The sequence below is a fragment of the Hydrogenophaga sp. genome (assembly GCF_051860785.1).
Taxonomy (GTDB): domain Bacteria; phylum Pseudomonadota; class Gammaproteobacteria; order Burkholderiales; family Burkholderiaceae_C; genus Hydrogenophaga.
The window spans coordinates 118,835-144,939 of record NZ_JBIMLB010000011.1; the positions used below are offsets into that span (position 1 = coordinate 118,835).

The 26,105-nt window shown below is 66.0% G+C and carries 24 protein-coding genes; 16 read left to right on the forward strand and 8 right to left on the reverse strand.

The features are described 5' to 3' along the window. Positions 1–2: 2 nt before the first annotated feature. Positions 3–182 carry a hypothetical protein gene (locus ACTIF6_RS15660; RefSeq protein WP_439588847.1) on the forward strand — a complete coding sequence of 60 codons (180 nt, stop codon included), beginning with the start codon at positions 3–5 and terminating at the stop codon, positions 180–182. A 15-nt stretch (positions 183–197) separates the two neighbouring features. On the opposite strand, the gene ACTIF6_RS15665 is transcribed toward ACTIF6_RS15660, so the two are convergent. From ACTIF6_RS15665 to ACTIF6_RS15680, 4 genes are all read right to left on the reverse strand, one after another. After that, positions 198–665 (reverse strand): RidA family protein, encoded by a 468-nt coding sequence (locus tag ACTIF6_RS15665; protein WP_439588848.1) that lies wholly within the window; start codon positions 663–665, stop codon positions 198–200. Positions 666–716: 51 nt separating this feature from the next. Beyond that, positions 717–1,679, reverse strand: a complete 963-nt coding sequence (locus ACTIF6_RS15670; RefSeq protein WP_439588849.1) for a transglutaminase family protein — start codon at positions 1,677–1,679, stop codon at positions 717–719. Between the two features lie 91 nt (positions 1,680–1,770). After that, on the reverse strand, positions 1,771–4,371 hold the full coding sequence (locus ACTIF6_RS15675; RefSeq protein ID WP_439588850.1) for a circularly permuted type 2 ATP-grasp protein: 2,601 nt from the start codon (positions 4,369–4,371) through the stop codon (positions 1,771–1,773). A 91-nt stretch (positions 4,372–4,462) separates the two neighbouring features. Further along, positions 4,463–7,969 (reverse strand): DUF2126 domain-containing protein, encoded by a 3,507-nt coding sequence (locus ACTIF6_RS15680; protein ID WP_439588851.1) that lies wholly within the window; start codon positions 7,967–7,969, stop codon positions 4,463–4,465. A 33-nt stretch (positions 7,970–8,002) separates the two neighbouring features. Here ACTIF6_RS15680 and ACTIF6_RS15685 point away from each other — a divergent pair, with 33 nt between their 5' ends. The 3 genes from ACTIF6_RS15685 to ACTIF6_RS15695 all read left to right on the forward strand — a co-directional run bounded on the left by ACTIF6_RS15685 (position 8,003) and on the right by ACTIF6_RS15695 (position 12,992). Beyond that, on the forward strand, positions 8,003–10,513 hold the full coding sequence (locus tag ACTIF6_RS15685) for a DNA internalization-related competence protein ComEC/Rec2 (protein ID WP_439588852.1): 2,511 nt from the start codon (positions 8,003–8,005) through the stop codon (positions 10,511–10,513). A 64-nt stretch (positions 10,514–10,577) separates the two neighbouring features. Next, on the forward strand, positions 10,578–12,017 hold the full coding sequence (locus ACTIF6_RS15690) for a circularly permuted type 2 ATP-grasp protein (protein WP_439588853.1): 1,440 nt from the start codon (positions 10,578–10,580) through the stop codon (positions 12,015–12,017). A gap of 15 nt (positions 12,018–12,032) precedes the next feature. Then, entirely contained in the window at positions 12,033–12,992 is a 960-nt protein-coding gene (locus ACTIF6_RS15695; RefSeq protein WP_439588854.1) for an alpha-E domain-containing protein, read from the forward strand. Here the strand turns inward: ACTIF6_RS15695 and ACTIF6_RS15700 are convergent. Continuing rightward, the gene (locus ACTIF6_RS15700; protein WP_439588907.1) at positions 12,961–13,839 is read right to left on the reverse strand and encodes a LysR family transcriptional regulator; all 879 of its coding nucleotides are present in this window, start codon (positions 13,837–13,839) and stop codon (positions 12,961–12,963) included. The two genes, ACTIF6_RS15695 and ACTIF6_RS15700, sit on opposite strands and share 32 nt — an antisense overlap. An 89-nt stretch (positions 13,840–13,928) precedes the next feature. Here ACTIF6_RS15700 and ACTIF6_RS15705 point away from each other — a divergent pair, with 89 nt between their 5' ends. The 4 genes from ACTIF6_RS15705 to ACTIF6_RS15720 all read left to right on the forward strand — a co-directional run bounded on the left by ACTIF6_RS15705 (position 13,929) and on the right by ACTIF6_RS15720 (position 16,964). Continuing rightward, complete coding sequence (locus ACTIF6_RS15705; RefSeq protein ID WP_439588855.1) at positions 13,929–14,858, forward strand: DMT family transporter; 930 nt, start codon at positions 13,929–13,931, stop codon at positions 14,856–14,858. A 51-nt stretch (positions 14,859–14,909) separates the two neighbouring features. Then, a complete protein-coding gene (locus ACTIF6_RS15710; RefSeq protein WP_439588856.1) occupies positions 14,910–15,617 on the forward strand; it encodes an AzlC family ABC transporter permease in 708 nt (235 codons plus the stop codon). 4 nt (positions 15,618–15,621) lie between these two features. Beyond that, a complete protein-coding gene (locus ACTIF6_RS15715) occupies positions 15,622–15,933 on the forward strand; it encodes an AzlD domain-containing protein (protein ID WP_439588857.1) in 312 nt (103 codons plus the stop codon). 161 nt (positions 15,934–16,094) lie between these two features. Then, complete coding sequence (locus ACTIF6_RS15720) at positions 16,095–16,964, forward strand: hypothetical protein (RefSeq protein ID WP_439588858.1); 870 nt, start codon at positions 16,095–16,097, stop codon at positions 16,962–16,964. A 40-nt stretch (positions 16,965–17,004) separates the two neighbouring features. Here the strand turns inward: ACTIF6_RS15720 and ACTIF6_RS15725 are convergent, their stop codons facing one another. After that, entirely contained in the window at positions 17,005–17,931 is a 927-nt protein-coding gene (locus ACTIF6_RS15725) for a 3-keto-5-aminohexanoate cleavage protein (protein ID WP_439588859.1), read from the reverse strand. A 92-nt stretch (positions 17,932–18,023) separates the two neighbouring features. On the opposite strand from ACTIF6_RS15725, the gene ACTIF6_RS15730 reads away from it, so the two are divergent. The 7 genes from ACTIF6_RS15730 (at position 18,024) to ACTIF6_RS15760 (ending at position 23,701) form a co-directional block, all read left to right on the forward strand. Next, on the forward strand, positions 18,024–18,920 hold the full coding sequence (locus ACTIF6_RS15730) for an MOSC domain-containing protein (protein WP_439588860.1): 897 nt from the start codon (positions 18,024–18,026) through the stop codon (positions 18,918–18,920). 173 nt (positions 18,921–19,093) lie between these two features. Then, positions 19,094–19,879, forward strand: a complete 786-nt coding sequence (locus ACTIF6_RS15735) for a flavin reductase family protein (RefSeq protein WP_439588861.1) — start codon at positions 19,094–19,096, stop codon at positions 19,877–19,879. Between the two features lie 43 nt (positions 19,880–19,922). Next, positions 19,923–20,909, forward strand: a complete 987-nt coding sequence (locus ACTIF6_RS15740; RefSeq protein ID WP_439588862.1) for a Bug family tripartite tricarboxylate transporter substrate binding protein — start codon at positions 19,923–19,925, stop codon at positions 20,907–20,909. Between the two features lie 5 nt (positions 20,910–20,914). Beyond that, complete coding sequence (locus ACTIF6_RS15745; protein WP_439588863.1) at positions 20,915–21,331, forward strand: RidA family protein; 417 nt, start codon at positions 20,915–20,917, stop codon at positions 21,329–21,331. A 47-nt stretch (positions 21,332–21,378) separates the two neighbouring features. Further along, positions 21,379–22,107, forward strand: a complete 729-nt coding sequence (locus ACTIF6_RS15750; RefSeq protein ID WP_439588864.1) for a Crp/Fnr family transcriptional regulator — start codon at positions 21,379–21,381, stop codon at positions 22,105–22,107. 411 nt (positions 22,108–22,518) lie between these two features. After that, on the forward strand, positions 22,519–22,848 hold the full coding sequence (locus ACTIF6_RS15755; protein WP_439588865.1) for a hypothetical protein: 330 nt from the start codon (positions 22,519–22,521) through the stop codon (positions 22,846–22,848). 43 nt (positions 22,849–22,891) lie between these two features. After that, on the forward strand, positions 22,892–23,701 hold the full coding sequence (locus tag ACTIF6_RS15760; protein WP_439588866.1) for a phosphatase PAP2 family protein: 810 nt from the start codon (positions 22,892–22,894) through the stop codon (positions 23,699–23,701). Positions 23,702–23,712: 11 nt separating this feature from the next. Here the strand turns inward: ACTIF6_RS15760 and ACTIF6_RS15765 are convergent, their stop codons facing one another. Next, positions 23,713–24,261 carry a nucleotidyltransferase family protein gene (locus ACTIF6_RS15765; RefSeq protein WP_439588908.1) on the reverse strand — a complete coding sequence of 183 codons (549 nt, stop codon included), beginning with the start codon at positions 24,259–24,261 and terminating at the stop codon, positions 23,713–23,715. A 64-nt stretch (positions 24,262–24,325) separates the two neighbouring features. Between ACTIF6_RS15765 and ACTIF6_RS15770 the strand changes: the two genes are divergently transcribed. After that, positions 24,326–25,348, forward strand: coding sequence for a pilin (locus ACTIF6_RS15770; RefSeq protein WP_439588867.1), 1,023 nt, complete (start codon positions 24,326–24,328; stop codon positions 25,346–25,348). A gap of 55 nt (positions 25,349–25,403) precedes the next feature. Here ACTIF6_RS15770 and ACTIF6_RS15775 read toward each other — a convergent pair whose 3' ends face one another. Next, the gene (locus ACTIF6_RS15775) at positions 25,404–26,090 is read right to left on the reverse strand and encodes a hypothetical protein (RefSeq protein WP_439588868.1); all 687 of its coding nucleotides are present in this window, start codon (positions 26,088–26,090) and stop codon (positions 25,404–25,406) included. Positions 26,091–26,105 lie beyond the last annotated feature (15 nt).

A 26,105-nucleotide genomic window follows, 5' to 3' on the forward strand; every position in this document is an offset into this window, starting at 1 on the left:
ACATGGACAACGTCGAATGGACCGGGTTGGTGATCGCGGCGGCAGTGGCGGCGCTGTCTTTCGGTATCGCGCGCTTTGTCGTGCGCCACTTCGCAAGGCGCCGAGCGGCCAAAGAGGAAACCGTCGCCCTGGCAACCCAGAGCCGCCAGGTGCGGCGCGCTAGCGAACGCCGCAAGCGCTGACGTCTCAAGCGGGCGTCAGGCCAGCTCTGCGATCAGCTCGATTTCCACACAGGCCCCCATCGGCAACTGCGCCACACCAAAAGCACTTCTTGCATGCGCGCCCACCGGCCCGAACACCTGGCCGATGAGTTCGCTGCAGCCGTTGGTGACGAGGTGCTGTTCGGTGTAGGTTGGGGTGGAGTTGACCAGGCTGAGCACCTTCACGATGCGCTTGACGTCGTCCAGCGTCTTGCCAGCGGCGAGACACGCGGCCGACAGCGTGCCCATGAGGTCGATGGCCACGGCGCGCGCGGCGGCCTTGCCTTCGTCGGTGGTCATGGTCAGGCCGAGCTGGCCGACCCAGGGCTTGCCGTCCTGTCGGGCGATGTGGCCGCTGAGAAAGATCAGATGGCCTGTCTGCACGAAGGGCACGTAGGCCGCGGCGGGCACGGAGACGGGAGGCAATGTGATGCCGAGGCTTTTGAGCTTTTCGTGAACGGACATGGGAGACTCCTGAAGAATGAGCGGGCCATTCTATCGGCGCAGGCCCGGGCCTCAGGCCGGCGTGACTGAAGCGAGCTCGGCCAGTTCGTCAGGGGGCGCCACCGTCACCGCGACCGACAGCGTGTGGCGAGCGCCGCTCTGGATCACGCCACGCATGGGTGAGATGTCGCCGAAGTCCCGTCCGGTGGCCAGCGTCACGTAGTCCTCGCCCGGGCTGCCCCAGCCGCAGCGGTTGTTGGTGGGATCGAAGTCGAACCACGCACCGGCAGTGGCGGTGTTTTCGTCGCCCCCGGCAGTCAAAGGCACATAGACCGATACCCAGGCATGCGACGCATCCGCACCAATCAGACGGGGCCGGCCGGGTGGTGGGCGCGTGAGCAGATAGCCGCTCACGTAGCGCGCGGGCAAACCCATGCTGCGCAGGCAGCAGATCATGATGTGCGCGAAGTCCTGGCACACACCCTTGCGCTGTTCCAGGGCTTCGAGCGCCGGCGTGTTCACTTCGGTGCTGTCGGCCTCGTAAGTCAGCTCGGTGTGGATGTGTTCCATCAGCGCGCGTGCTGCTTCCAGCGCGGGCAGGCCCGGCTTGAAGACGGGGCGCGCGAAGTCCGCAAAGCGGTCGTCGCGTGGCGCATACGGCGACGGAAACAGGAATTCACTCGCGGGGTCGAACGGCGCCAGGGCGCGGTAGCGGAAATGCTCGCGAACGCGCTCCCAGCTCATGCCGCGCCAGGGCTGCCCGAGCGGCAGCGGCTCGGGTGCGTGCGTGCTCACCAGACTGTCGGCTTCCACCGTCAGCATCGAGTGATGCGCCTGCAGCGAGAAAAAGGTGCGCTGGTTGCTGAACACGTCGGTGGTGTCGCTGCGTGCGGCCGGCTCGGGGTCGATGCGCAGTTCGTGCTGCAACACCTGCTGGGTGGGCGTGTCCACCGGGCGCAGGTGCACCATGTGCTGCGCCAGGTCGATGGCGGCGTGGTAGCGGTAGCGCGTGCGGTGGACGATGCGCAGGAGCATCTCAGGCCCTCCGCCGGGCCGCCCCAAGGCGGGCCTGCACCCCCTTGGGGGGCAGCGACGACACGAAGTGCGGAGCGTGGGGGCTCATGTCTCAGGCTCCGAGGGATTGGTTGCGCTGGTCGGCATGACTGAAATGCAGGCGTGTCAATTCGTTCGACAACTCCACCGCTGCGGCCTCGCACTCTTCGAGCAAGGTCGCCAGATCGCTCCACGTGCGCAAGCCGTCGGGGCTGCGCTGCCAGTTGCTCAGATCGGGCAGCACCCAGGTGTCGGGATTGGGCAGGCTGCGCGCCAGCACCGCGTCTTGCGGCGTGGCGCTGTTGGCCAGCTTGGCCAGGCGCGAACGCAGCGTCTGCACCACCCAGGCCAGAGAGCGCGGGTTGTCGCGGTCCATCACCAACAGGTCGATCAGCGCCACCATGTCGCGCCGCTGCTGGTACTGCGCGTGGAAGGTGATGGTGCTGTCGAACAGGGCGATCACCGCTTCGAAGCCTGCCGCATCGTGCACGCAGCGGTGCTCCAGTCCCAGCGCCAGCGCGCGCGAGAGCGTGATCAGCCGTTCAATGTGCCGGCCCATGGAGAGCATGCGCCAGCCGTCGTCGCGCACCATGCGGTCGGTCTGCGAGCCGGTGATGGCGGCCAGCAGTTCGCTGGCGTTCTGCAGCGCGGTCAGCGCCTCGGCGGTGGCGTACTCGGCGTCGGTGGAGAGCGCGGCGCAATCGTGCGCAAAGGCGGCATCCACCCGCTCGATGAGGTTCCAGTGCTCTTGCGACAGCCGCTCGCGCACCTGAGAGGCCGATAGCTTGAGGGCGCGCAGGTTGAAGCCGACGCTGAGCGCCTGCAACTCCATGGGCGTGTCGGGATGGGGCGAGAGCGAGGCGATCAGGCTGCGTGCGAACACGCGCGGCGAGAGTGTGGCCGCGGGTACGTCGGGCAGCACCAGCGCGTTCTCGCGCGCCGTGTCGGACAACCACGCCATGAGCGGGCGCGAGCTGGGTTCCTCGCCGCCCAGGTGCGTCAAGGCGATCTGCGCCAGGCGGATGCTGTTTTCAGCGCGCTCGGTGTAGCGGCCCAGCCAGAACAGGTTCTCGGCCGCGCGGCTGGTCACCGGCTGTTTCTGCAACGCCATCGACAGGGTGGTGGGCGCCGCCTGCAGCAGGCTGGTGTGATCAACCGTGCCGTTGGTGACGACCCAGCAGTCGGCGCTGCTGCCGCCGCGCTGCATGGCCGCAATGAGTTCGCCGCGCGGCGCCAGCCTCACCAGACCGCCCGGCAGCACGCACCACGATTGGGGACCGTTGGCCAGCGCGAACACGCGCAACATCGCCGAGCGCGGGATCAGGCGCTCGCCCGACCACGTGGGTGTCTGCGAGAGCGGCAACCAGGACTGCACGGTGTAGTTGTCGGGGTGGCGCGCCATGCGGCCCGACCACTCATCCAGCTGGCGTTCGCCCAGGCTCTGGCCCATCACGGTTTCGAGTTCCGAGCGCGGGTAAGTGGGCTTGATCACACTGTCCTTGAGCAGCGGCAGGACTTCGCGCAGCGCCGCGTCTTCTCCGCACCACCAGGTGGCCAGCGAAGGCATGCTCAGTTCCTCGCCGAGCAGGTGGCGGCTGATGGCCGGCAGGAAACCCAGCAGCGCACTGGACTCCAGCGGCGCCGAACCCGGTGCGTTGGCCAGCAGCAGGTTGCCCGCACGCAGCACCTGCAGCAGGCCTGGCACACCGAGGCGCGAGTCCGAACGCAGTTCCAGCGGATCCAGCCACTCGTCGTCCAGGCGTTTGATGAGCGCGTGCACCGGCTCCAGGCCACCCAGGGTCTTCAGGAACAGGCGCTGGTCGCGCACCGTGAGGTCGTTGCCCTCCACCAGCGTGAGGCCGAGGTAGCGCGCCAGGTAGGCATGTTCGAAATAGGTTTCGTTGTACGGGCCGGGCGTGAGCAAGGCGATGCGCGCGTTCTCGCCTTCGGGCGCCATGCGCTTGATGCCGTCCATGAGCGCTCGGTAGCTGGCGGCCAGGCGTTGCACCTTCATGCCCGCGAAGGCCTTGGGGAACTGGCGCGAGATCGCGATGCGGTTCTCCAGCAGATAGCCCAGGCCCGAAGGCGCCTGCGTGCGCTGGCCCACCACCCACCACTGGCCGTCCGGGCCCTGCGCCAGGTCGAAGCCCACGATGTGCAGCCAGGTGTCGCCCGGCGGGCGCATGCCCTGCATGGCACGCAGGTAGCCGGGGTGGCCCTGCACCAGCGCGGCGGGCAGCAGCGCGCGCTTGAGCAGTTCGCGCTCGCCGTACAGGTCGGCCATCATGGCGTTGAGCAGACGGGTGCGCTGCAGCACGCCCACTTCGATGCGCGCCCAGTCCTGCGGGTCGATGATCTTGGGGAACAGGTCCAGCGCCCAGGGCCGTTCCAGGCCGCGCGCCTTGTCGGCGTAGACGTTGTAGGTCACGCCGTTGTCGCGGATCTGGCGTTGCAGGTTCTCGCTGCGGCGGTTCAAATCGGCGAAGCCGTCGGTGCCGATGTGGTCGAAGAAGTTGGCCCAGGTGGGCGCAAGTGCCGAGGCATCGGCCGCACCGTTCGCGCGCAACTCGTCGCGGTGACCGGCGTCGGCTGGCACCGCGAGCGAGAGCGCCAGGTCGCCAGGGGCGTCGGGGCGCAGTCCGTCAAAGAGGGATTCGGTCGGTTCGGGGTTCACTGGGCTTGAGTATGCCCGTGCAGGCGCTCGAGGCCCGGGGCCGTCGGAGTCGCCTTGTTGCATCCTTCACACAGCCCGGGTTTGCCCGGACTCAGGCACGCAGGTCGAGCGTGCAGGGGAATTCGCGGCTGCTGAATGCCGGTTCCACCACCATGCGCCCGGGCGTGTGGCCCATCTGGAAGAAGCGCGACAGACGGCGGCTCTCGGCCTCGTAGGCGTTGATCGGGAAGGTGTCGTAGTTGCGCCCACCCGGATGCGCCACGTGGTACTGGCAGCCGCCCAGCGAACGCTGCAGCCAGGTGTCGACGATGTCGAAGGTCAGTGGCGCGTGCGCGGGAATCGACGGGTGCAGCGCCGACGGCGGGCTCCAGGCCTTGTAGCGCACGCCGGCCACGTATTCGGACACGGTGCCGGTGCTCATCAGGGGCAGGGCACGGCCATTGCAGGTGACCACGTGCCGGCTTTCGTTCAGGCCCTTCACCCGCACCTCCACACGCTCCAGCGACGAGTCCACATACCGAACCGTGCCGCCCGGTGCGCCTTCCTCGCCCATCACGTGCCAGGGTTCCAGCGCACTGCGGATGGTGAGTTCGATGCCGCGCGCAGCCACTTCACCCACCAGCGGGAAACGGAACTCGAAGTGCGGCTCGAACCACGCCATGTCGAAGGGGTAGCCGATGTCGGCCATGTCGGCCAGCACGTCCTCGAAGTCCATGCGCACGAAGGTCGGCAGCAGGTAACGGTCGTGCAGTTCGGTGCCCCAGCGCGTCAGGCGGCCGTTCCATGGCTGCTTCCAGAAGCGCGCGATCATGGCGCGGAGCAAGAGTTGCTGCGCAATGCTCATGCGAGCGTGCGGCGGCATTTCGAACGCGCGCAACTCCAGCAGGCCCAGGCGGCCGGTGGGCGAATCGGGCGAATACAGCTTGTCGATGCAGAACTCGCTGCGGTGCGTGTTGCCCGTCACGTCGATCAGGATGTTGCGCAGCGTGCGGTCCACCATCCACGGCGGCATGTCTTCGCCGTAGGTCTGTCGGTTCTTCTCGATCTGCGCGAGCGCGATTTCCAGCTCGTACAACTGATCGTTGCGCGCCTCGTCCACGCGCGGCGCCTGGCTGGTCGGGCCGATGAAGAGGCCACTGAACAGGTACGACAGCGAAGGGTGGTTGTGCCAGTAGGCCAGCAGGCTGCCCAGCAGCTCGGGCTTGCGCAGGAAGGGCGAGTCTGCGGGCGTTGCGCCGCCCAGCACGAAGTGGTTGCCGCCGCCGGTGCCGGTGTGGCGGCCGTCGGTCATGAACTTCTCGGCGCACAGGCGCGTCTGGTGCGCGGCTTCGTACAGGAACTCGGTGTGCTCCACCAGTTCGCCCCAGTTGTGGGCGGGGTGGATGTTGACTTCGATCACGCCGGGGTCGGGCGTGACCTGCAGCATCTTCAGGCGCGGGTCGCGCGGCGGCGGATAGCCTTCCAGCACGATCGCCATGCCCAGCTTTTCTGTCGTGGCTTCCACGGCAGCGAGCAGATCCAGATAGTCCTCCAGCTGCACCATGGGTGGCATGAACACGTAGAGGTGATGGCTCGTGCCGCCGCCGGCCTTCTCGGCCTTGGGGCCATTGGCGCGGTGCGGATCGCGTGCTTCCACGCACAGCGCGGTGCGCGTGAGCCAGGCGGCCGATTCAGCGCGCTGCGGAAAACGCGACGACAGCGCCTGCGAGGGCGCCGAGCCCGGCCCGGGCTGACCAGGGCGCAGGCCTTCCACGGTTTCGGCATCGGGGTCGTAGTCCATGCCCTGCATCGACACGGTGCCGCCCTCTGCAAACCCCCCACCCACCTGATGAGGCGAAACCTGGTGCTTCACCGCCGCGCCGCGCGGCAGCGGGTCGCGCGCGGAATGGGGGTCCTGTTCGATGTGGTAGGGGTAGTCGCCCGCCGACACCCAGGGCAGCGAGTCCAGCGGCAGGCGGTAGCCCATGGGCGAATCGCCCGGAATCAGGTACATGCGCTCGTCGCGGAAGAACCAGGGGCCGGTGGACCACACCGTGCCCGAGATGCGCGGGTAGCTGGCTTTCCCGTTGCTGGAGAGCGCGCCGCTGGGTCCCGAGGCCTGCAGTGGCAGCACGTAGCCCACGGTGGCATCGAGCCCCTGCGTGAACACGCGGCGCAGGCGCGCGCGTTCCAGCTCGTCGTCGAGCTTGCTGTCGAACGGGTCCACGTTCACCGGCAGGCGGCGCTCGCGCCAGAGGTAGTACCAGGTGTCCTCGTAGCCCGGGGTGATGTACTGCGTGGACAGGCCCAGCTTGCGCGCGAGCGCCTGTGTGAAGCGGCGCGCGTCGTCGGCGGTGTAGTGGGCTTCGTCGCGCTCATCGGCGAGCAGGGCGGGGTTTTGCCAGATGGTCTCGCCATCGGCGCGCCAGAACATCGAGAGCGCCCAGCGCGGCAACTGCTCGCCGGGGTACCACTTGCCCTGGCCCATGTGCACGAAGCCACCCGCGCCGTACTGCTCGCGCAGCCGGCCGAGCAGTTCGGTGGCGTAGCCGCGTTTGGTGGGACCGAGCGCGTCGGTGTTCCACTCGGCGGCGTCGCGGTCTGCCGTGGCCACGTAGGTGGGTTCGCCTCCCATGGTCAGCCGCACGTCGTTCTTTTCCAGATCGGCATCCACCTTCTCGCCCAGCGCCAGCACACCGGCCCACTGGTCGTCGGTGTAGGGCAGGGTCACCCGCGGCGATTCGTAGATGCGCGTCACGCCCATGTGATGGCTGAAGGTCACCTCGCATTTGTCCACGGCGCCTTCCACCGGCGCGGCGCTCGAAGGTTGCGGCGTGCAGGCCAGCGGCACGTGGCCCTCACCGGCCAGCAGGCCCGAGGTCGGGTCCAGCCCGATCCAGCCGGCGCCGGGCAGGAACACCTCGCACCAGGCGTGCAGGTCGGTGAAGTCCTTTTCGGGGCCGTTCGGGCCGTCGACCGATTTCACATCGGACGTGAGCTGAATCAGATAGCCCGAGACGAAACGCGCCGCCAGGCCCATGTGGCGCAGGATCTGCACCAGCAGCCAGCCGCTGTCGCGGCAGGAACCGCTCTTGATCTTCAGCGTCTCCTCTGGCGCCTGCACGCCCGGCTCCATGCGGATGGTGTAGGCAATGTCGCGCTGCAGCCGCTGGTTGATGTCGACCAGGAAATCAATGGTGCGGCGCTCGCTGCGGTCCACCGCGTCCACGTAGGCCTTGAGCAACGGCGTCATGGGCGCGGTGGCGAGGTAGGGTGCGAGTTCCTGCAACTGGCTCGCGTCGTACTCGAACGGGAAGTTCTCGGCCGAGGGTTCCAGGAAGAAATCGAACGGGTTGTAGACCGCCATTTCCACCACCAGGTCGATGGTGACCTTGAACTCGGTGGTGGGCTCGGGAAACACCAGGCGGGCCTGGTAGTTGGCAAACGGGTCCTGCTGCCAGTTGATGAAGTGGACGCCGGGCTCGATGCGCTGCGAATACGAGAGCACCTTGGTGCGGCTGTGCGGCGCGGGACGCAGACGAACCACCTGAGGCCCCAGCTTGACCGGACGGTCGTACCGATAATGCGTGATGTGGCTCAGGGCAACGTGGATGGCCATGCGAAGCTTTCGACAGGGAAAAACAAAAAGACGATGGGTCTGCCGGTAAAGGCATTGCCGGCGCGGCTTGCAGGCATCCTAGCAAGTCTCGCGCCAAAGAAGAATGACAGGCCGGGCAACGGCCGCCGGGGCGCGGGCCAGGCGGGAACCTTGCTGGGTGGGGTGTTGGGGGTGGCGTTGCAGTTGCAGCAGGCCGAACTCTTTCCCCTCGGGTTCTATGGCGTGGCGCTGGCGTTGGCGCTTCTCCTGATGGTTGTGGCCTGGGTCTGGCGTCCCGCATGGCGCTGGGGTGTGGTCATCGCCCTGCTGGCGGGCGCTCTGGCCGGTTTCGGTTTGACCGGAGCACGCGCGGCGCACTTTGCCGCGGGCGCTCTCGACCCGGCCCTGCAGGGCCTCGATATCGAAATCACGGGCCGCATCGACTCGCTGCCTCAGCGCGGCGCGCAGGGTGAGCGCTTTGAATTCGCGGTGGAAGCCGCCCGGCTGCGCGGCGAACCGGTGCGCCCGCCACCGCGCCTGCAACTGAGCTGGTACGGCGGCCTGGACGCGGCGGGCGAGGGTGGCTGGTCCCTCGCGGCAGGCAGCCCCGGCCTGCGAGCAGGCGAACGCTGGCGCTTCACCGTTCGCCTGCGCAGCCCGCACGGCAACGCCAATCCGCACGGTTTCGACCGCGAGCTCTGGCTTTGGGAACGTGGCATCCAGGCCACCGGCTATGTGCGCAGCGGCCCGCGCGACCCTGCCCCGCAGAAGCTGGATGGCAGCCCATGGCATTCGCTGGACGCCGCGCGTCAGGCGGTGAGCGAACGCATCGATGCCCGCCTGGCCGGCGATCCGCGCAGCGCGGGTGTGATCGCTGCGCTGGTGGTGGGTGAGCAGTCGGCGATCGATCGCGCCGACTGGGACCTGTTCCGCACCACCGGGGTGGCGCATCTCATGTCGATCTCTGGTTTGCACGTGACCATGTTCGCCTGGCTCGCCACGGTGCTGGTGGCCGTTGCCTGGCGGCGCCTGGCGCGGGTTTGGCCGCCGGCCCTGCACGCCGTGCCCACGCCGCTCGCCTCTGGCGTGGGTGGTGTGGCGCTGGCGGCGGCCTACGCTTTGTTCTCGGGTTGGGGCGTGCCTTCGCAGCGCACGCTGATCATGCTGGCGGTGGTGGTGACTTTGCGCCTGGGCGTGCGCCGCTGGCCCTGGCCGGTGGTGTGGCTGCTGGCCATGGTGGCTGTGCTGGTGCTGGACCCGTGGGCACTGTTGCAGCCGGGCTTCTGGCTCAGCTTCGTGGCAGTGGGCATTCTGTTCGCCACCGATCCCGGTGGTCGCTGGCGCGCACAGGCGCCGCTGGGTGCGCTGCGCCGAGCGCTCCGGGCCATGGTGTCACTGGTGCGCGAGCAGGGCATCGTCACGGTGGCGCTCGCGCCGCTCACCTTGCTGCTCTTCGGCCAGTTCTCGCTGGTGGGCCTGCTGGCCAACCTGGTGGCCATTCCGCTCGTCACACTGTGGATCACGCCACTGGCCATGCTCGGTGTGCTGCTGCCGCCGCTGTGGGATGCAGCGGCCTGGGCGGTTCACGTCATGGCGCTGGGGTTGACCTGGCTGGCGCAGTGGCCCTGGGCAGCCATCTTCCGGCCCGTGGCGCCGTGGCCGCTGGCGGTGTCGGCGGTGGCCGGTGGTGTGCTGCTGGTGCTTCGTCTGCCGTGGGTGTTGCGGCTGGCCGGGCTCATGCTGGTCTGGCCCGCGCTGCTCTACACACCGCCGCGCCCGGCGCCGGGCGAGTTCGAACTGCTGGCGCTGGACGTGGGCCAGGGCAGTGCCGTGCTGCTGCGCACCGCCAACCACAGCCTGCTCTACGACACCGGCCCACGCTATGGCCCCCAGGCCGATGCCGCCGATGCGGGCGACCGCGTGGTGTTGCCGCTGCTGCGCGCGCTGGGTGAAACGCTGGACGCGGTGTTGGTGAGCCACCGCGACAGCGACCACGCAGGGGGTGCGGCCTCGGTGCAGGCAGCGCAGCCGCAGGCCCGGTGGCTCTCGTCATTCGACCCCGATCCCTTCCGCCGCTGCATCGCCGGCCGGCACTGGCACTGGGATGGCGTGGACTTCGAGATCCTGCACCCGCAACCCGCGCACTACCGCGAGGACGGCACGGGGCGACTGTCCAGCAACGCCATGTCGTGCGTGCTGCGCGTGTCCAACGGTCGGCACAGCGCCTGGCTGGGTGGCGACATCGACGCCACTCAGGAAGTGCGCCTGGCACTGGCCCGCCCTGAACTGCGCGCCACCGTCATGCTCGCCCCCCACCACGGTAGCCAGACGTCGAGCAGCCCGGTGCTGCTCAACACGCTCATGCCGCGCTGGGTGATCGTGCAGTCCGGCTACCGCAACCGCTTCGGCCACCCCGCCGAAACCGTGCTGGAGCGCTACCGGCAGCGCGGTATTCCGTGGGTGAGCTCCCCCGAGTGCGGCGCCGCCACCTGGCGCAGCGCTGAGCCCGACGCGATGGACTGTCAGCGCGAGATCCGCCGCCGTTATTGGCACCACCCCGGCTGAAATGGGCCCATGCTCGCAAACCCTGGCCCGGTCCTTGCTATGCTGTGTTCAGGAGAAAAAGCCCATGAGCAGACCCATGTTCGACGAAATGAATGCCTCGCCCAGCGAGGTTCGGGCCCACTATCAGAACTACGCGCGCTGGCTGGCCCAGCAGCCTGAAGAGGTGATGGCAGCCCGGCGCGAGGAGGCGGAAATGATTTTCCGCCGCGTCGGCATCACTTTCGCGGTGTATGGCGCCAAGGACGAAGACGGCTCCGGTACCGAGCGACTCATCCCCTTCGACCTGATCCCCCGCGTCATTCCCGCCCATGAGTGGCAGAGCATGGAAGAGGGCCTGGTGCAGCGCGTGACCGCGCTCAACCGCTTCATCCACGACGTCTATCACGAGCAGGAAATCATCAAGGCCGGCCTCATTCCCGCCGACCAGATCTTCCAGAACGCGCAGTTCCGTCCCGAGATGATGGGCGTGGACGTGCCGCACCAGATCTACTCGCACATTTCCGGTATCGACATCGTGCGCGCGCCCAATGCCGAAGGCGTGGGCGAGTACTACGTGCTCGAAGACAACCTGCGCGTGCCCAGCGGCGTGAGCTACATGCTGGAAGACCGCAAGATGATGATGCGGCTGTTCCCCGAACTCTTCGGCGAGAACCGCGTGGCGCCGGTCGCCCATTACCCCGACCTGCTGCTCGAGACCCTGCGCGCCGTGAGTCCGGCCACCACGGCCGAGCCCACGGTGGTGGTGCTCACGCCCGGCATGTACAACAGCGCCTACTTCGAACACGCCTTCCTCGCTCAGCAGATGGGCATCGAGCTGGTGGAAGGGCAGGACCTGTTCGTGAAGGACAACTTCGTCTACATGCGCACCACGCGCGGCCCCAAGCGCGTGGACGTGATCTACCGCCGCGTGGACGATGACTTCCTCGATCCATCGGTGTTCCGCCCCACGTCCACCCTGGGCTGCGAGGGCCTGCTCGGTGTGTACCGCAGCGGCAACGTGGCGATCTGCAATGCCGTGGGCACGGGAGTTGCCGATGACAAGTCGATCTACCCGTATGTACCGAAGATGATCGAGTTTTACCTGGGCCAGAAACCGATCCTGAACAACGTGCCCACCTTCATGGGCCGCGAGCCCGAAGACCTGAAATACATGATGGCCCACATGAAAGACCTGGTGGTGAAGGAAGTGCACGGCGCCGGTGGCTACGGCATGCTGGTCGGTCCCGCTTCCACCAAGGCCGAAATAGAGGACTTCCGCAAGGCGGTGGCGGCCAACCCCGGTGGTTATATCGCGCAGCCCACGCTCTCGCTTTCCACTTGCCCTACTTACGTGCAGAGCGGCGTGGCGCCGCGCCACATCGATCTGCGGCCCTTCGTGCTCTCGGGCAAGGAAGTGCAGATGGTGCCCGGGGGCCTCACGCGCGTCGCGCTCAAGGAAGGCTCGCTGGTCGTCAACTCTTCACAGGGTGGTGGCACAAAAGACACTTGGGTTCTGGAAGACTGATCAGGGGATACCACCATGCTTTCGCGCACCGCCGACCACCTTTTCTGGATGTCCCGCTACACCGAGCGGGCGGAGAACACCGCCCGCATGCTCGATGTGAACTACCAGACCTCGCTGCTGCCGCAGTCTGCTGCTGTGGCCCAGGTGGGCTGGGAAGGGCTGCTGACCATCAGCGAGCTGATGTACGCCTACACGCAGAAGTACGGCAAGGAAATCAAACCCCGCAACGTGCTCGACTTCATGGTGCGCGACGAGTCCAACCCGTCGAGCATCTACACCTGCCTGAAGGCTGCGCGCGAGAACGCTCGCGCGGTGCGGGGCGCACTCACCACCGAATTCTGGGAAACGCAGAACCAGACCTGGCTGGAACTCACGCGCATGCTCAAGGGCAAGAACTTCGAGCGCGACCCCGGTGAATTCTTCGAATGGGTCAAGTTCCGTTCGCACCTCTCGCGCGGCGTGGCCATCGGCACCATGCTGCAGGACGAGGCCTTCCACTTCTACCGCATGGGCACCTTCCTGGAGCGCGCCGACAACACCGCACGCCTGCTCGATGTGAAGTTCCATGCCGTGCACAGCGATTTCTTCGGGGCTGCCAGCGAGCTCGATCAGGAATACGACTTCTACCACTGGAGCGCCATCCTGCGCAGCGTGAGCGGCTTCGAGGTCTACCGCAAGGTCTACCGCGACGTGATCACCCCCGAGCGCGTGGCCGAGCTGCTGATCCTGCGCGCCGACATGCCGCGCAGCCTGGCCGCCAGCCTGAATGAAGTGGTGAACAACCTCGCCGTGGTGTCCAACGAACACAGCGGCGAAACCCTGCGCCGCGCCGGCAAGCTCAAGGCCGACCTTCAATACGCCCGCATCGACGAGATCCTGTCCACCGGCCTGCACGCCTTCCTCACGCAGTTCCTGGACCGTGTGAACGAGCTCGGGGGTCGCATCAGCCAGGACTTCCTGGTGCCTTCGCACTGAGCGTCTGCACCATCTGTTCGAACAGTGCGTCCACCGCTGGCAGGTTGCGAGATGCCTGGCTCCGATACACGGCCACCTCCATCGTCGACAAAGGCGGCAACCCCTGTCGCTCGCCCAGGATGGGCAGGTGCGATGGCACGCTGCAGCGCGTAAGCACCGCCACCGCCAGGCCACTTTCCACCGCTGCCAGTTGCCCGGCCAGGCTGGAGCTGTTGTAGACCATGCGGTAGGCGCGCCGCTGTGCCGTGAGCGCGGCGATGGTGGAGCGCCGCGCCTGGCTTGCCTGTTCGTACACCGCCAGTGGCAGCGGGTCGCGCCGCCAGGCTTCGAACGCCGCCGCGCCCACCCACTCCAGCGGCTCGTGAAACAGCAGCGTGCCGCGCGTGGGCTTGTCGCGTGAGACCAGTGCGATGTCGATCTCACCGCGTTGCACCTTGGGGATCAACGCGGTGGATTGCTCGCAGTGCAATTCGATCTCCACCCCCGCGTGGCGGCTCGCGTAGCTGCGCAGCACCGGCGTGAGGTAGGTGGCCGCGTAGTCGTCGGGCACGCCCAGGCGCACATGGCCGGACAGCACCGGCCCGTGCAGCGCTTCCAGCGTTTCGCCATGCAATGCCAGCAGGCGGCGCGCATAGCCCAGCAACTCCGCGCCCACGGGCGTTACCTCCAGATGGCGCGGCCCGCGCAGCAGCACCGCGCGGCCCACCGCTTCGTCCAGCTTCTTGATCTGCATGCTCACCGCCGACTGGGAACGGTGCAGCAGCGGCGCGGCCGCCGAGAGTGAGCCGCAGTCCACCACCGTGACGAAAGCGCGCAGCCAGTCAAGTTGAAGATCGGCGTGGTTCATGGCGTAGGTGCTCCAGTATTCGAAAACCGAATGCATGGGATTCTATTTATCCGCTGTACAGAAACATGCGGGCATCCGACCATCGGCGCATGAACTCCAGCACCACCACCTTGCCCAGCCCTGCCACGGAAGCCGCCAGCGCGCGTGAACGCGGCGGCATGTGGCTCATGGTGGCCGGTGGCCTGATGCTGGGTACGCTGGGCGTGTTCCTGGAAGAGGCCGGACAGAGCCCGCTCACGGCCGTGTGGTTTCGCTGTGCGTTTGGCCTGCTTGCCCTTACCGCCTGGTTTGCCGCCACACGCCGCTGGCGCGAGCTGCGCCTTTCGGGTGCGGCCCGCGTGGCGGCCGTGAGCGCGGGCGTGCTGGCGGTGGTGAACTGGCTGCTGTTCTTCGAGGCGATCGAGCGCACGTCCATCAGTGTGGCCACGGTGGTGGTGCACGTGCAGCCGTTCCTGGTGATGGCGTTTGGTGCCTGGTGGTGGAAAGAGCGCATCACCCGCGCGCAGGCCATGGCGGCGCTGGCCTCGCTCATCGGCCTGGCGCTCGCCTCGGGCTGGGTGGATGGCGCGCTCACCGGCGTGGGCTGGTCGTCCAGCTACCTCTGGGGCGTGGGGTTGGCGCTGCTCAATTCGGTGGGCTACGCCGCGCTCACCCTCATTGCCAATCGCGCGCGCGGCGTGAGCCCACTGGCGCTGGCTTGGTGGCAATGTGCCGTGGGTGCGGTGGTGCTGCTGTGGTGGCCGCTCACGCAGGGCTGGCCACCCGCCGGCCCGGCCTGGGCGTGGCTCGCGGGGCTGGGTGTGATCCACACCGGGCTGGCCTATGTGGTGCTCTATGCGGGTGTGGCGCGCCTCACGGCCGGACGCGTGGCGGTGCTGCAGTTCGTCTACCCCGCGTCTGCGGTGGCGGTGGACTGGCTGGTGTACGACCGCGCGCTCAGCCCCAGCCAGTTGGTGGGTGTGCTGGTGATGCTGGTGGCCCTGGTGGTGGTGGGCATGCAACGCGCCCGGCACACCTGAAAGAAGCTTCCGTGGTAATTTCCCCGGAGTCTTTTTTCTTTGCCCGTCTGCATGAACACCGCCGCCCATGAAGCCCCCGAAGCATCCGAAGCCACCCGCCGCCAGCACTGGCGCGAGGGCCTGATCACTGGCCTGGGACTGGGTGTGGGCGCATTCGCCCTGGCGGTGAGCTTCGGCGTGGCGGCGGTGGCCCAGGGCTGGCCCGCGTGGCTCGTGGTGCTGATGTCGGCCACGGTTTTTGCCGGCGGTGCGCAGTTCGCCATCGTGCTCGCGTTCGGCGGTGGCGGCGGTGTGATTGGCGCCGTCAGCGCGGCCACCCTCATCAACCTGCGCTTCGTGCCCCTGGCCATCAACGCTGCGCGCAGCCTGCGCGGTGGGCTCTGGCGGCGCTCGCTGGAAGCCCAGGCCGTGCTCGATGCCTCCTGGGCCACCGCCCGCTTGCCCGATGGCACGGTGAGCCGCGAAAAGATGATTGCCGCCACGCTGGTGCAGTGGCCGGCCTGGGTGGCGGGCACCGCCATCGGCGCTTACCTCACGCCATCGCCCGCGCTGGTCAAGCAATGGGGGCTGGACACCCTGTTCCCCGCCATGTTCCTCATCTTCGTGCTCGACATCTGGCGCGTGAACCCGCGCCAGCGCCCCGTCATCCTGCTGGCCGCTGCCATCGCGGGGGTGATGTGCTGGTTCGTGCCGCCCGGTGTGGCGCTGCTCTGCAGCGGCGTGGCCGGCTTTCTGGCCCTGCGCCGCAACGAGGGCTGAACGCATGAACCAGTCGATGCTGCTGGCCGTCGTGGCCTTTGCCCTCGTCAACTACGCCCTGAAGGCCGCGGGCCCCGTGATGCTGCATGGGCGCACGCTGCCGCCGCGCGTGGCCGCCGTCATCGATGCACTCGCCCCCGCCTTGCTGGCCGGCATGCTGGTGGGTTCGGTGGCTGGCCCTCAATGGAGCAACCTGGATCCTGCCTTGGTGGGTGGCATGGTGGCCGCCACACTGGCCTGGCTCGCCCGGGGCGGGCAGCTCGGCGGCGTGGTCGCGTGCATGCTGGTCACGGCACTGCTGCGCGCCCTGCTGTGAAACCGGGGCGGAAAAAATCACGCTGAGCCCCTTGGCGTTGCCCCAAAGCGGATCAAAAGTCACATACCCGGGCAAGGTGCACGGGTCAAAACGCCAGACGCGGCTATGCTGGCCGAGGGCCCGTTCAAGGAGACGGGCCGCATGCCATCAACGGAGACGAAATGGCCAGTGATCTGGATACGGTGAGGGTGTTGCGAGCCCTGTTCAACGACATGCCGCGGGCGCCTCAGGGCTTGACGCCCGAAGAAACGCTGGCGTGGGTTCAGCAGTCCATCGACCAGTTCGGCGGTGGCGACATGGCCTACATGCTTGAGCACGTCACCCGCAGTTCCATGCTCGACATCGTGCTGCGCCTGCGCGAAGACGGCTACCTCAAGGACGACATCGCCTTCGAGCAAATCATCGAACAGCTCGGCACCCCGGAAGGCCGCAAGACCTTCATGGACCGCTGCATCACCGCCCAGAAAAGCGCCGACGCCACATCGCGCCTGATCCACCGCGCCAAGCGCGCGTGGAGCGACCCGCCTCCACTGTTCAGCTCAGACCCGGGCCTGCTGCAACGCTTCGTGCGCGGCGAACTCACTGGCCCCGGCCCGCTGTACGCCGAATACAAGGCCCGCGAAGACGTCACCGAAATCGGCGTGCTCGCCGAAGCACCCGATGGCATCCACGAATTCAGCTGGGGCTTTGTGGTGGAAGACCAGGGCGCCTGGCACTTCTACATCAGCGACGTCTGGCGCAAAGGCACCGTGGGTTGCTTCGAACGTTTCTTCAGCGCCTGGCAACAAGCCACCGTGAGCCACCCCGTGGACGACCAGGGCCACCTGCTGCCGCCCGTGCCTTCCGGCCTGCTCATGGAAGACGGCATCGAAAGCTTCAGCAGCCTGACCCTGCATGGCAGCACCGACACCCCTGATGTGGCCCTGCGCCAATGGATCGGCAAGGTTTTCATCGACCGCATGCTGCCGCTGATGGCGGCGCGGGTGGTGGATGAGCACTACGACTTTCCGGTGGGGTTGCAGGCGCATTGAGTGGCGCGACTGCTTGGCAGCGGTTGCTGCAGCGTATCCGCTAGAAACCGACCTCGCTCGACCCTTTGAGCTTCAACATCGTACGCGCCTCGTCCGGCGTGGCGACTTCCAGTGACAGGCCTTCGATCAACAGGCGCACGCGCGCTACCTGGTCCGCGTTGGAGCGGGCAAGCCGGCCCGGTCCGTCCCACAGGGAGTCCTCAAGACCCACGCGACAGTTCCCGCCCAACGCCAGGGACGCTGCGGCGACGGGCATCTGCGCCTTGCCCGCGCCCAACACGGACCAGACATACGCGTCCCCAAACAATCGATCGGCCGTGCGCCTCATGTGCGCGATGTCTTCTGGATGGGTGCCGATACCACCGAGGAGACCGAACACGGACTGAACGAAGAAAGGAGGCTCGATCAGGCCGCGGTCGGCAAAGTGGGACAGGGTGTAGAGATGACCGATGTCGTAGCACTCGACCTCGAAGCGTGTGCCGTTGTCGGCGCACGATGAAAGGATAAACGCGATGTCCTTGAAGGTGTTGCGGAAGATACGATCCTCGGACTGCTCGAGGTAGGGGCGCTCCCAGTCATGCTGGAAGGTCTCGAATCGCCGCAGCATGGGATAGAGGCCGAAGTTCATCGAGCCCATGTTGAGCGACGCGACCTCTGGCTTCAGCACGAGGGCCGGCCTGACACGCTCCTGGACGTGCATCGTGGGCGCCCCGCCGGTGGTCAGGTTCAGGACCGCATTGGTGCGTTCCTTGATGGCAGGCAGAAAGTCGAGGAACCGTTCCGGATCCTGGGTCGGCCGACCGTCGCTCGCCTCGCGAGCGTGCAAGTGCACGATCGCTGCGCCCGCCTCCGCAGCCGCCACTGCCTCCTGCGCGATCCGGTCGGCGCTGACCGGAAGATAGGGCGACATGGACGGCGTGTGGATGGCGCCCGTCACGGCGCAGGTGATGATGACTTTCCTGCTCATTGGATGCTCCTTTTGTGTCCCGTCATGATCGGATTGGAGCCTCACCGCAAATGTCATCGTGATGACAGAGTTGGATGCGATGGTGCCGGACCATGGCTGCACTCAAACTCGATGACGCAGACATGAGCCACATCGCAAGTCTCTATCGGTATCCGGTCAAGGGGTTGTCGCCGGAGTCCCTGGACGCAGTCACACTGGCGGCCGGATCAGGATTTCCATGCGATCGTCGGATGGCGATCGCCAACGGCAGGTGGACCTTCGAGGCCGATCGGTATGTCGCCCGCCCGAAGCTGGACTTCCTGGCGTTGATGAACCATCCTCGGCTCGCGCTGCTAAAGACGCGGTTCGACGACCTGACGCGCATCCTGCACGTGCAGGTTCCAGGTGCCGACGCTCAAACGGTCGATATCGACTCGTTCGAATCCCGAGCGGAGTTCGGACGATTCCTGCGCGACTACCTCGCCCTTCCGGGCGATGAGATGCCCGCTCTTGTGGACGCACGCGAATGCGCGTTCACTGAGATTGCGGTCGTGGGCGACGAATTGAAGACAATGGTCTCGCTGATCAACCTGCAGACCGTGCGGCGCCTGGGCGAACAGCTCGGCACCGATATCGACCCGCTGCGATTCCGTGCCAACTGCTATGTGGACGGCATTGAGCCTTGGGAGGAGATGCGCTGGCTCGGTCAGACGATCACGATAGGCGGCGTCCAGGCTCGCTGCACGTTGAGAACCCGGCGATGCGCCGTGCCATCCGTCGATCCAACGACCGGTGAACGGAACCTCGGTGTCATCCAGTCGCTGGTGAAGTTTTATGGACACCAGGACCTCGGCATCTATCTGACGGTGGAGTCAGGCGGCATGCTGAAGGTCGGCGACTCGCTGCAGGCCCCGAGCATCAACGCACCGCGCAGCGCATTCAGGACAATGAGGTGGAACGGCATCGACTTCGAAGTCTTCCGCGACGTCAGCCCTCGTAGCGCAGCCTGAGGCCAGAGATGGAACTGGTCATCCACCACGTCGAAGCCCGTGGCTCCCACGTGAGGCGGTATGTTCTCGGTCGACGGGATGGTTCACCGCTCCCTCCCTTCTCGGCGGGCTCCCATGTCCGCGTCGGCGATCGACTGGCGTCTGGTCGCGAGGAATCTCGCCGGTACTCGCTGATGAACTACGGGCTGGAATCGCCCACGTTCTACGAAATATCGATCCTCAGGCAGGATCGCGGCACTTTCTCAACGCATGCCCATCGCTGCTGGGATGTCGGCACCTCTCTTCAGGTCAGCGAACCAGCCAACGAATTCGAGATGCATCGCGGTGCGGGCAAGCGCTTCCTGGTCGGGGGTGGCATCGGCGTGACCCCAATTGTCGGCATGGCGACGCAAGCTAGCCGGCACTGCGAGGACTTCGAGGCGCTGTATGTCTGCGGTGAACGCAGGAGTGCGGTCTTCGAGGAGGAACTGCTGCGGCTGACGGAGGGTGCGTTGCGGCTCTGTCTGACGCGGGATATCTCTGTCGTTGCTGCCGAGGTGGGTCACTTCCTGGCGCAGGTTGGCCCCGAAGACCATGTGTACGTATGCGGCCCCCAGGGCCTGATGGAGACGGTCCACGACGTCGCCGCCGCGCTCGATGTACACCCGTCTCGGGTCCACCGCGAATTGTTTGCACCGGTGACTCGCGCCGATAGTTCCTTCGAGGTGGTGCTCCAACGAAGCGCGAGATCCATCCGGGTTCATGCGAACCAATCCTTGCTCGATGCCTTGATCGCAGAAGGAGTTTCGATCGCATACGACTGCCGCATCGGTTCCTGCGGGGCCTGCCTCGTGCGCGTAGTCGAAGGCGCCATCGAGCACCGCGACACGGTGTTGATGCAGGAAGACCGGGATGCCGGCAACGTCGCCTGTGCCTGCGTGTCCAGAGCCCAGGACGGACACCTGGTGCTCGATCTCTGAATCTCTTCGATCCCCCCATTTTTTAGCCAACAGGAGCACACCCATGAAGGATCTTTTCTCAGGACTCAACATGCGCGCGACAGCACTCAGGGCCGCCGCCAGCGTCATCTTCGCAGCGACATGCCTGTCTGCAGGCGCCGAGGCATTTCCCTCGGCACCAATCAAGCTCGTCATCGGCTTTGCCCCAGGCGGCGCCACCGATGCGGTCGCCCGCCTGCTATCCCGCAGCATGATGGCCGAACTGGGCCAGCCCGTCGTCGTGGACAACAAGCCCGGTGCCGGCACCATCGTCGCCACCGAGACGGTCATGCGTGCGAAGCCGGACGGCTACACCTTGATGCTGCATGCGTCAGAGATATCGAGCGTTCCGGCCCTGAAGAAGCGCTCCCCCTGGAACCCGACCGCGGACCTGACGCCAATCGCCCTGGTAGCCCGCTCGTCGCTCGTCTATGTGGTCAATGCCAAGGTCCCGGCGAAGAGCTTGCAGGAATTTGTCAGCTACGGGAAGTCGAAACCAGGCGAGTTGAACTATGGATCTTCGGGCATCGGGTCGATCCTGCACTTCGGTGCGATCGAGCTGGAGACTGAGAGCGGCCTGTCCATGAGCCACATTCCCTACAACGGCGGCGGGCCATTGATGCAGGCACTGATGGGCGGACAGATCGAGATGGCCGTCCTGACTCCGATCAACGTCCCGACCTCATCGATGCTGCACGCGCTGGCGCAGACGGGGAATGCGCGCCATCCGCTGTTGCCCGATGTGCCCACGACCAGTGAGGCCGGTTTTCCATCGGTGAACCAGTCCGTCACCTTCACGCTCGTGGGCCCCAGGGGACTGCCGCAGAACCTGGTGCTCCGACTTCAGGACGCACTGCAGAAGATCTCCTCGGATGCGGCCTATCAGGCCGCGATGATCAAGGCAGGAGCCCAGGTTGACTACAAGGCCGGCACCGAAGTAACGAAGATGCTGGCGGATGGCTTGCAGCGAGCTCAGCGGCTCGTGAAGGTCGCGAACATTCCGCTGGAGTGATGGACATGAGCACGCCCGTCTCAGAGAGGACCATAGAGGTGAGAGCGCATCCGCTCGCCCTGCCTATCGGCCCCTACTCACAGGCCTTGCTCGGCAAATCCCAAGGCCGGTTGCTGGCAATCTCCGGACAAGGCGGCTTTGACCGGAGCGGAAAACTCGTGGCCCTCGGTCCGGACGCGGTGGGGGCGCAGGCCGACCGGATCTTCGAAAACATCCGCTGCCTGGTCGAAGCGGCTGGTGGATCGATGAACGACCTGATCTCGCTGACCGTGTACCTCAGGACGGCCGCTGGCTACCCTGCATTCAACGAGTCACGCCAGCGTCACCTGCGCCACCCTTACCCTGCCAGCGCCACGGTCACCGACGTGGGATTCGTGGTCGACGGCATGGAGATCGAGATTTCCGCGTTGGCCGTGGTCTGACCCTGCGCGAGAGGGGAGCCCCGGCATGAATATTGCAAAATGGCGGCATGTCTTCGGATGGTTCGGCGCACCCCCCGCAAACCTCTGGCTACCCGGGCGTGGTCGGGTTTCTTCACGACACGACCTGGTTCGGGACGCTTGATGCAGACGTCCGGCAGATGGTGCTTTCGCGGCTGACCGAGCGCACGATCAGGAAGAACCAGAGCCTGTCGCGCCATGGCGAGCGACCTCTGACCGGCTATTTCATCCTGAGTGGCCTGCTCACGTGGTCGGATACGTCCCTTGACGGAAGGACGGTTTCGTTCGCGAACTTCACTGCGGGCGCGATCTTTGGCTTTGGGAGCATGCTGAACGGGCGGGCTCGGGCCGGCAACGTGGTCGCAGTCAAGTCGGCGCGCGTGGGCTGCGTGCCGAAGGACGTGTTCGAACATCTACTCCACACGAGCATTCCGTTCAATCATGCATTGATGCACGACTTCAATGAGCGCCTGCTCTGGTTCCGCGGCAACCTGATGGCTGTGGGGGCCGCGGCCACCGATCTGCAGGTGGTGCGGGCCATCGTCAGCAGTTTCCACCCGACGCTGAACCCTTTGCTGCAAAGCGAAGTCCGGATGACGCAAGAGCAGGTGGCAAGTCTGTCGGGTGTTTCTCGGCAGCGGTGCAACATGGCGATCAAGCGCCTGCGTGCAAAGGGGTTGATTGATACCTCGTACGGCGGGATCCGTGTGCTCGATCTGGCCGCCCTTCGGGTGCTCTCGACGGGGCTCGAAGCGTAGGAGCGGGTGAGTCCGTTCGTCTGCCGCATCGAGTCCGGAAGGCATCCGGTCGCTCTCACCCCAACGTCCTCCAATATACCGTCACCGGTACTGGTACCCTGACCGGCCGCAAGCCAGCAGCCCCTTCGGACGCGCTTTACCCCTCGCTATACTGCGCCTCGTCACGTCAAAAAAAGGCGTGATCGGGTTGGGAAGCCCGTGCCATCCGGATGCGACGCAAGCCGCATCTCTGTCCGCAGTAGCTCTGCGGCTTGCCTGTTCGTGCCTCAGTTTTGGCGGCTCGATCAGGGAGCTGCAAAGCTCGCCGGTTTCGCGCATGCGGGTGCCCGGTCTTCCCACCTGTTCGAGCCGCCGCCCTCGTTGGGAAGCGAGTGCGGCGGCGAATGCAAACGCACTCGCAGGGAGGCCAACATGGCTTTGTTCTCACGGGGCGGCGCACGCGCTCGCACCCATCACCCACCCAAAGGCGCTTCTTCTTCACAACTGAGGGTGCTCACCCTCGCCACTCAGGCCGCCGAGCAGGCTTCTTTGTTGATGGTGATGCTGGACACCTTTGTGGCGCTGGAGAAGCTGATCCAGCATGACCGTGCCGACGACGCGCAGGCGCTGGCGGCGAAGCGGGACGGGTTGTGTTCGCTGATGCGTTCGCTCAATGGCGAGATGGCGCGGCAGGTGGATGGCCTGGTGGTGACCACCGGTGTGCTGTTGCAATGCGTGGTGGAGGGGGAGGGCATGCGGTGACAAGCACAATTCACCCTTTCGCCCGGTACAGGAGAGCTTGACGATGGACGACGACGCAGCGCGAGTGCTGGCCTGGGCCGAGTGGCTTGGGAGTCATGCCGTTCCGGTGTTCTCGGTGGTTCTGGTGGCGCTGCTCTTGGTGGCCACCATGGTGCTTGTCGTTGCCAGGCGCTACGGCGGACGCATGGTGGTCGGCCATCTTTCGCGCACCGTGCTGTTGAGCATCTGCCTGGTGGTGGGTGCTGGGATGCTGATGGCGATGGCCGCTGTGTTTGCCGAGATGATGGAAGTCTTTCAGGCGGACGAGGAGATCGGCCTTTTCGATTCGCGACTCACCGAGACGCTGTCGCGCGAACTGTCGGCTTCCACCTTGCGCGTGTTCGGCACGCTCACCCACCTGGGTGACCCGATCACGCTGACCTTGCTGGTGGTGGTCATTGCCGTTCTGTTGCTGGTGCGCCGGCAAGTCGCGCTGGCGTTCGGCTGGGCCGTGGCTTGCGCGGGCGGAGCGGTGCTGAATCGGGTGCTCAAGCAGATTTTCGAGCGGGTCCGCCCCGAGCACGACCACGGATTCGCCGTCGCAGACGGCTACAGCTTTCCGAGCGGGCACACCTCCGGGGCGGTGGTGGTGTATGGAATGCTGGCTTACCTGTGCATTCGTTTGCTGCCCTCCCGCTGGCATGTTCCCGCCGTGCTTCTTGCCACGGCGTTCGCCTTCAGCACGGGGTGGAGCCGCGTGTTTCTGCAAGTGCACTGGGCGAGCGACGTGGTGGCCGGATTCGCATCGGGGCTCTCCTGGTTGACGGTGTGCATCGTGGCGATGGAAATCGCCCAGCGAAACCCTCGCACCTGACTCAACGTGGGCTAAACCACGCGCAGCCACGGCCAGCGCGATCGGTACGACTCGGCTTTCTTCAGGAAGAGTTCTCGGTGCGGCGTGAGCGGGTTCATGCCGAGCACGCCTTCGTACATCAATTCCAGCCCATTGGGCGCATACAACTCGCCAGGTCGCACGCCCACGCAGGTGGCGGGCACCAGAAAGCGGTCGATGCCTTCGCGACTGTTGCGCAGCGCTTCGTAGGGCTGGCCGAAATACGTCTCGTACCAGAGGTGCACGCGCGCCTGGTTCGATGCTTCCACGGCGACGCCCAGGTCACCCAGTGTGTGGTTCACATGAGCCTGCACCTGGCGTTCGCCGGCTTCGGTGGGGTCGGTGGCATCGAAGTAGAAGAGGTCGTAGTCCTCGATGCCAGCCTCGGGCGCGTGGCCGCTGCGCAGGTTCCACACGGTCTGGAAAAGGCAGCCCGCCACGAGCCAGCCGTCTGGCAAGGCCAGGGATGACCATCGCTCCAGAATGGCGCGGTTGTGGCGGTTGGTGAGAATGTTGGCAAAGAAGCGGTCTGGCGTGGGCAGCAAAGGGAAAGGCTTTCAAAAAAGTCGGTACATTCGCCGGGTTCAACCAACGGAGGGAGTTTCGATGTTCTGCACGGAATGCGGCAAGGAAAACAACAACACCGCCCGATTCTGCGTGGCCTGCGGCACGGCCATTCAAGCCAGTGGCGATTTTCAGGAAACCCAGCCGGTCCTGAAGACGGGCCGCCGGGAGCCATCTTTCGAGGCATCAGCATCTGCCAAGCCGCTCAGCCGGGTGGGGGCTTTCAGCGCGGATGAACCGTTGTGGCGCGCGGTGATCGGACCGAAGAAGGCCGACAGTTACCTGCCCCTGTTTGCCGAGTTCTCCGTGACCGGCAAGCCCACGGCCAGTTGGAACTGGCCTGCATCGCTCATGACTTTCTTCTGGCTGCTGCACCGCAAGCTGTGGTCGCGTGCGCTGGTGTATTTCATCGTGCCGTTCCTCTTTGTGGTGGTGGTGTCGGCGGCGCAGGAGGGTGCGGGCGCGAGCAGTGCGGGCCTGTTCCTGATGATCTGGCTGGTGTACCTGCTGGCGCTCTACCTCGTGCCTGGCCTGTATGGCACCGGCTGGCTCTACAAGAAATACCAGGCCATCATCGCCGAGGCCAAGACCAAGCACAGGACACCGGAAGCGCAGGTGGCCTACCTTTCGGCGGTGGGTGGCACGGGCAAGGCGGCGGTTGTTTATGGTCTGCTGCTTTTCTTCGTCGTCATCTTCGGCATCCTCGCTGCTGTGGCGATTCCGGCCTACCAGGACTACACCGTGCGCGCCAGGATGTCGCAAGTGAACCTGCACACCATGGCGGTCAGGAGCCAGTTCCAGGAGGTGTACGAACGCACCGGCCGCATTCCCACGCACGCAGAGATCGCACAGGTGGGCATGCCGACCCCGCTGGTGCGCGAGTTCGTGGTGACGAACAGCGGCGCCATCCAGATCGTGCTCGGCTTCGAGCCGGTGGCCGGCAAGCGCTTTGTGCTCGAGCCCACGCTGGACACCAACAAGCAACTGGTCTGGACCTGCACGCCGGGAGACGTGCCGGTGAGGTTCATGCCGAGCAGTTGCCGGGGAACGGCGACGAGCCGCTAGCGGTGAAGTCTCAATGGCGCGTGTGGAATGTGTTCGCTTGCCGCCAGGACGCCATTCAGCGCGTGCATTGGTAGCTGTACCGCACGCCGTCCTTGATGTCCATGTACGGCACAGTACCCGCGGGCTCACGCCAGGGCGCGTTTGACGCCATGGGCAGCCGTTCAGGTTGTACTCCCGGCTTCAGGGCCACTGTGGTTGAGGTCGATTGCGGGTCGCCGGGTTCGGGCGAGCAGGACACGCATTTGGAATTCGCGGCGCACCAGCTTTTCATGACTTCGGACTTGTGTCCGCGAGCGGGTCCGATGTGGAAATTCTGCAGGGCCTGGTCGTTGGATGCCAGATAGACGCGGAACGCGTCGACGTCAGAACCCCACTGATCGACGATCTGGCCAAGCGTGGAGGGCCCGATGTCGGATTGGTTGCGATCCACGACAACCGTTCCCTTGATTGCCTGGATGCATTGAAGGAAGCCCGTGGTTTGAAGGTGGTTCTGCGCGCCCTGGGATTGAGTCTCGGAGGTGACGTCTATGGTCGAACTCAGGCCCTGGAACTTCAGCCCAATGCCCGCCTGGGTGTTGGCAGGGAGAACGGCGAGGCACATGCGTATCGGCAGCAGGTGCAAGGCCACGAGCGCGATACCTGCCAGCGCCACGACGACGAACGCGGCAATGGCCAGTTTCGGCGCGGTCCAGAACGAGGCTACCCTCTTGGAGGATCTATTGGGTGATGGGGGTGGGGACATCGGTCGGGCCTTCCT

Excerpts from the sequence above, each read along its gene's own strand:
- ACTIF6_RS15695 (WP_439588854.1), top strand. The coding sequence starts at position 12,033 with ATGCTTTCGCGCACCGCCGACCACCTTTTCTGGATGTCCCGCTACACC.
- ACTIF6_RS15760 (WP_439588866.1), top strand. The coding sequence starts at position 22,892 with ATGGACGACGACGCAGCGCGAGTGCTGGCCTGGGCCGAGTGGCTTGGG.
- ACTIF6_RS15660 (WP_439588847.1), top strand. The coding sequence starts at position 3 with ATGGACAACGTCGAATGGACCGGGTTGGTGATCGCGGCGGCAGTGGCG.
- ACTIF6_RS15740 (WP_439588862.1), top strand. The coding sequence starts at position 19,923 with ATGAAGGATCTTTTCTCAGGACTCAACATGCGCGCGACAGCACTCAGG.
- ACTIF6_RS15745 (WP_439588863.1), top strand. The coding sequence starts at position 20,915 with ATGAGCACGCCCGTCTCAGAGAGGACCATAGAGGTGAGAGCGCATCCG.
- ACTIF6_RS15775 (WP_439588868.1), bottom strand. The coding sequence starts at position 26,090 with ATGTCCCCACCCCCATCACCCAATAGATCCTCCAAGAGGGTAGCCTCG.
- ACTIF6_RS15705 (WP_439588855.1), top strand. The coding sequence starts at position 13,929 with ATGAACTCCAGCACCACCACCTTGCCCAGCCCTGCCACGGAAGCCGCC.
- ACTIF6_RS15690 (WP_439588853.1), top strand. The coding sequence starts at position 10,578 with ATGAGCAGACCCATGTTCGACGAAATGAATGCCTCGCCCAGCGAGGTT.
- ACTIF6_RS15730 (WP_439588860.1), top strand. The coding sequence starts at position 18,024 with ATGGCTGCACTCAAACTCGATGACGCAGACATGAGCCACATCGCAAGT.
- ACTIF6_RS15700 (WP_439588907.1), bottom strand. The coding sequence starts at position 13,839 with ATGAACCACGCCGATCTTCAACTTGACTGGCTGCGCGCTTTCGTCACG.
- ACTIF6_RS15670 (WP_439588849.1), bottom strand. The coding sequence starts at position 1,679 with ATGCTCCTGCGCATCGTCCACCGCACGCGCTACCGCTACCACGCCGCC.
- ACTIF6_RS15770 (WP_439588867.1), top strand. The coding sequence starts at position 24,326 with ATGTTCTGCACGGAATGCGGCAAGGAAAACAACAACACCGCCCGATTC.
- ACTIF6_RS15715 (WP_439588857.1), top strand. The coding sequence starts at position 15,622 with ATGAACCAGTCGATGCTGCTGGCCGTCGTGGCCTTTGCCCTCGTCAAC.
- ACTIF6_RS15710 (WP_439588856.1), top strand. The coding sequence starts at position 14,910 with ATGAACACCGCCGCCCATGAAGCCCCCGAAGCATCCGAAGCCACCCGC.
- ACTIF6_RS15750 (WP_439588864.1), top strand. The coding sequence starts at position 21,379 with ATGTCTTCGGATGGTTCGGCGCACCCCCCGCAAACCTCTGGCTACCCG.
- ACTIF6_RS15735 (WP_439588861.1), top strand. The coding sequence starts at position 19,094 with ATGAACTACGGGCTGGAATCGCCCACGTTCTACGAAATATCGATCCTC.
- ACTIF6_RS15665 (WP_439588848.1), bottom strand. The coding sequence starts at position 665 with ATGTCCGTTCACGAAAAGCTCAAAAGCCTCGGCATCACATTGCCTCCC.
- ACTIF6_RS15725 (WP_439588859.1), bottom strand. The coding sequence starts at position 17,931 with ATGAGCAGGAAAGTCATCATCACCTGCGCCGTGACGGGCGCCATCCAC.
- ACTIF6_RS15720 (WP_439588858.1), top strand. The coding sequence starts at position 16,095 with ATGGCCAGTGATCTGGATACGGTGAGGGTGTTGCGAGCCCTGTTCAAC.
- ACTIF6_RS15755 (WP_439588865.1), top strand. The coding sequence starts at position 22,519 with ATGGCTTTGTTCTCACGGGGCGGCGCACGCGCTCGCACCCATCACCCA.
- ACTIF6_RS15680 (WP_439588851.1), bottom strand. The coding sequence starts at position 7,969 with ATGGCCATCCACGTTGCCCTGAGCCACATCACGCATTATCGGTACGAC.
- ACTIF6_RS15685 (WP_439588852.1), top strand. The coding sequence starts at position 8,003 with ATGGGTCTGCCGGTAAAGGCATTGCCGGCGCGGCTTGCAGGCATCCTA.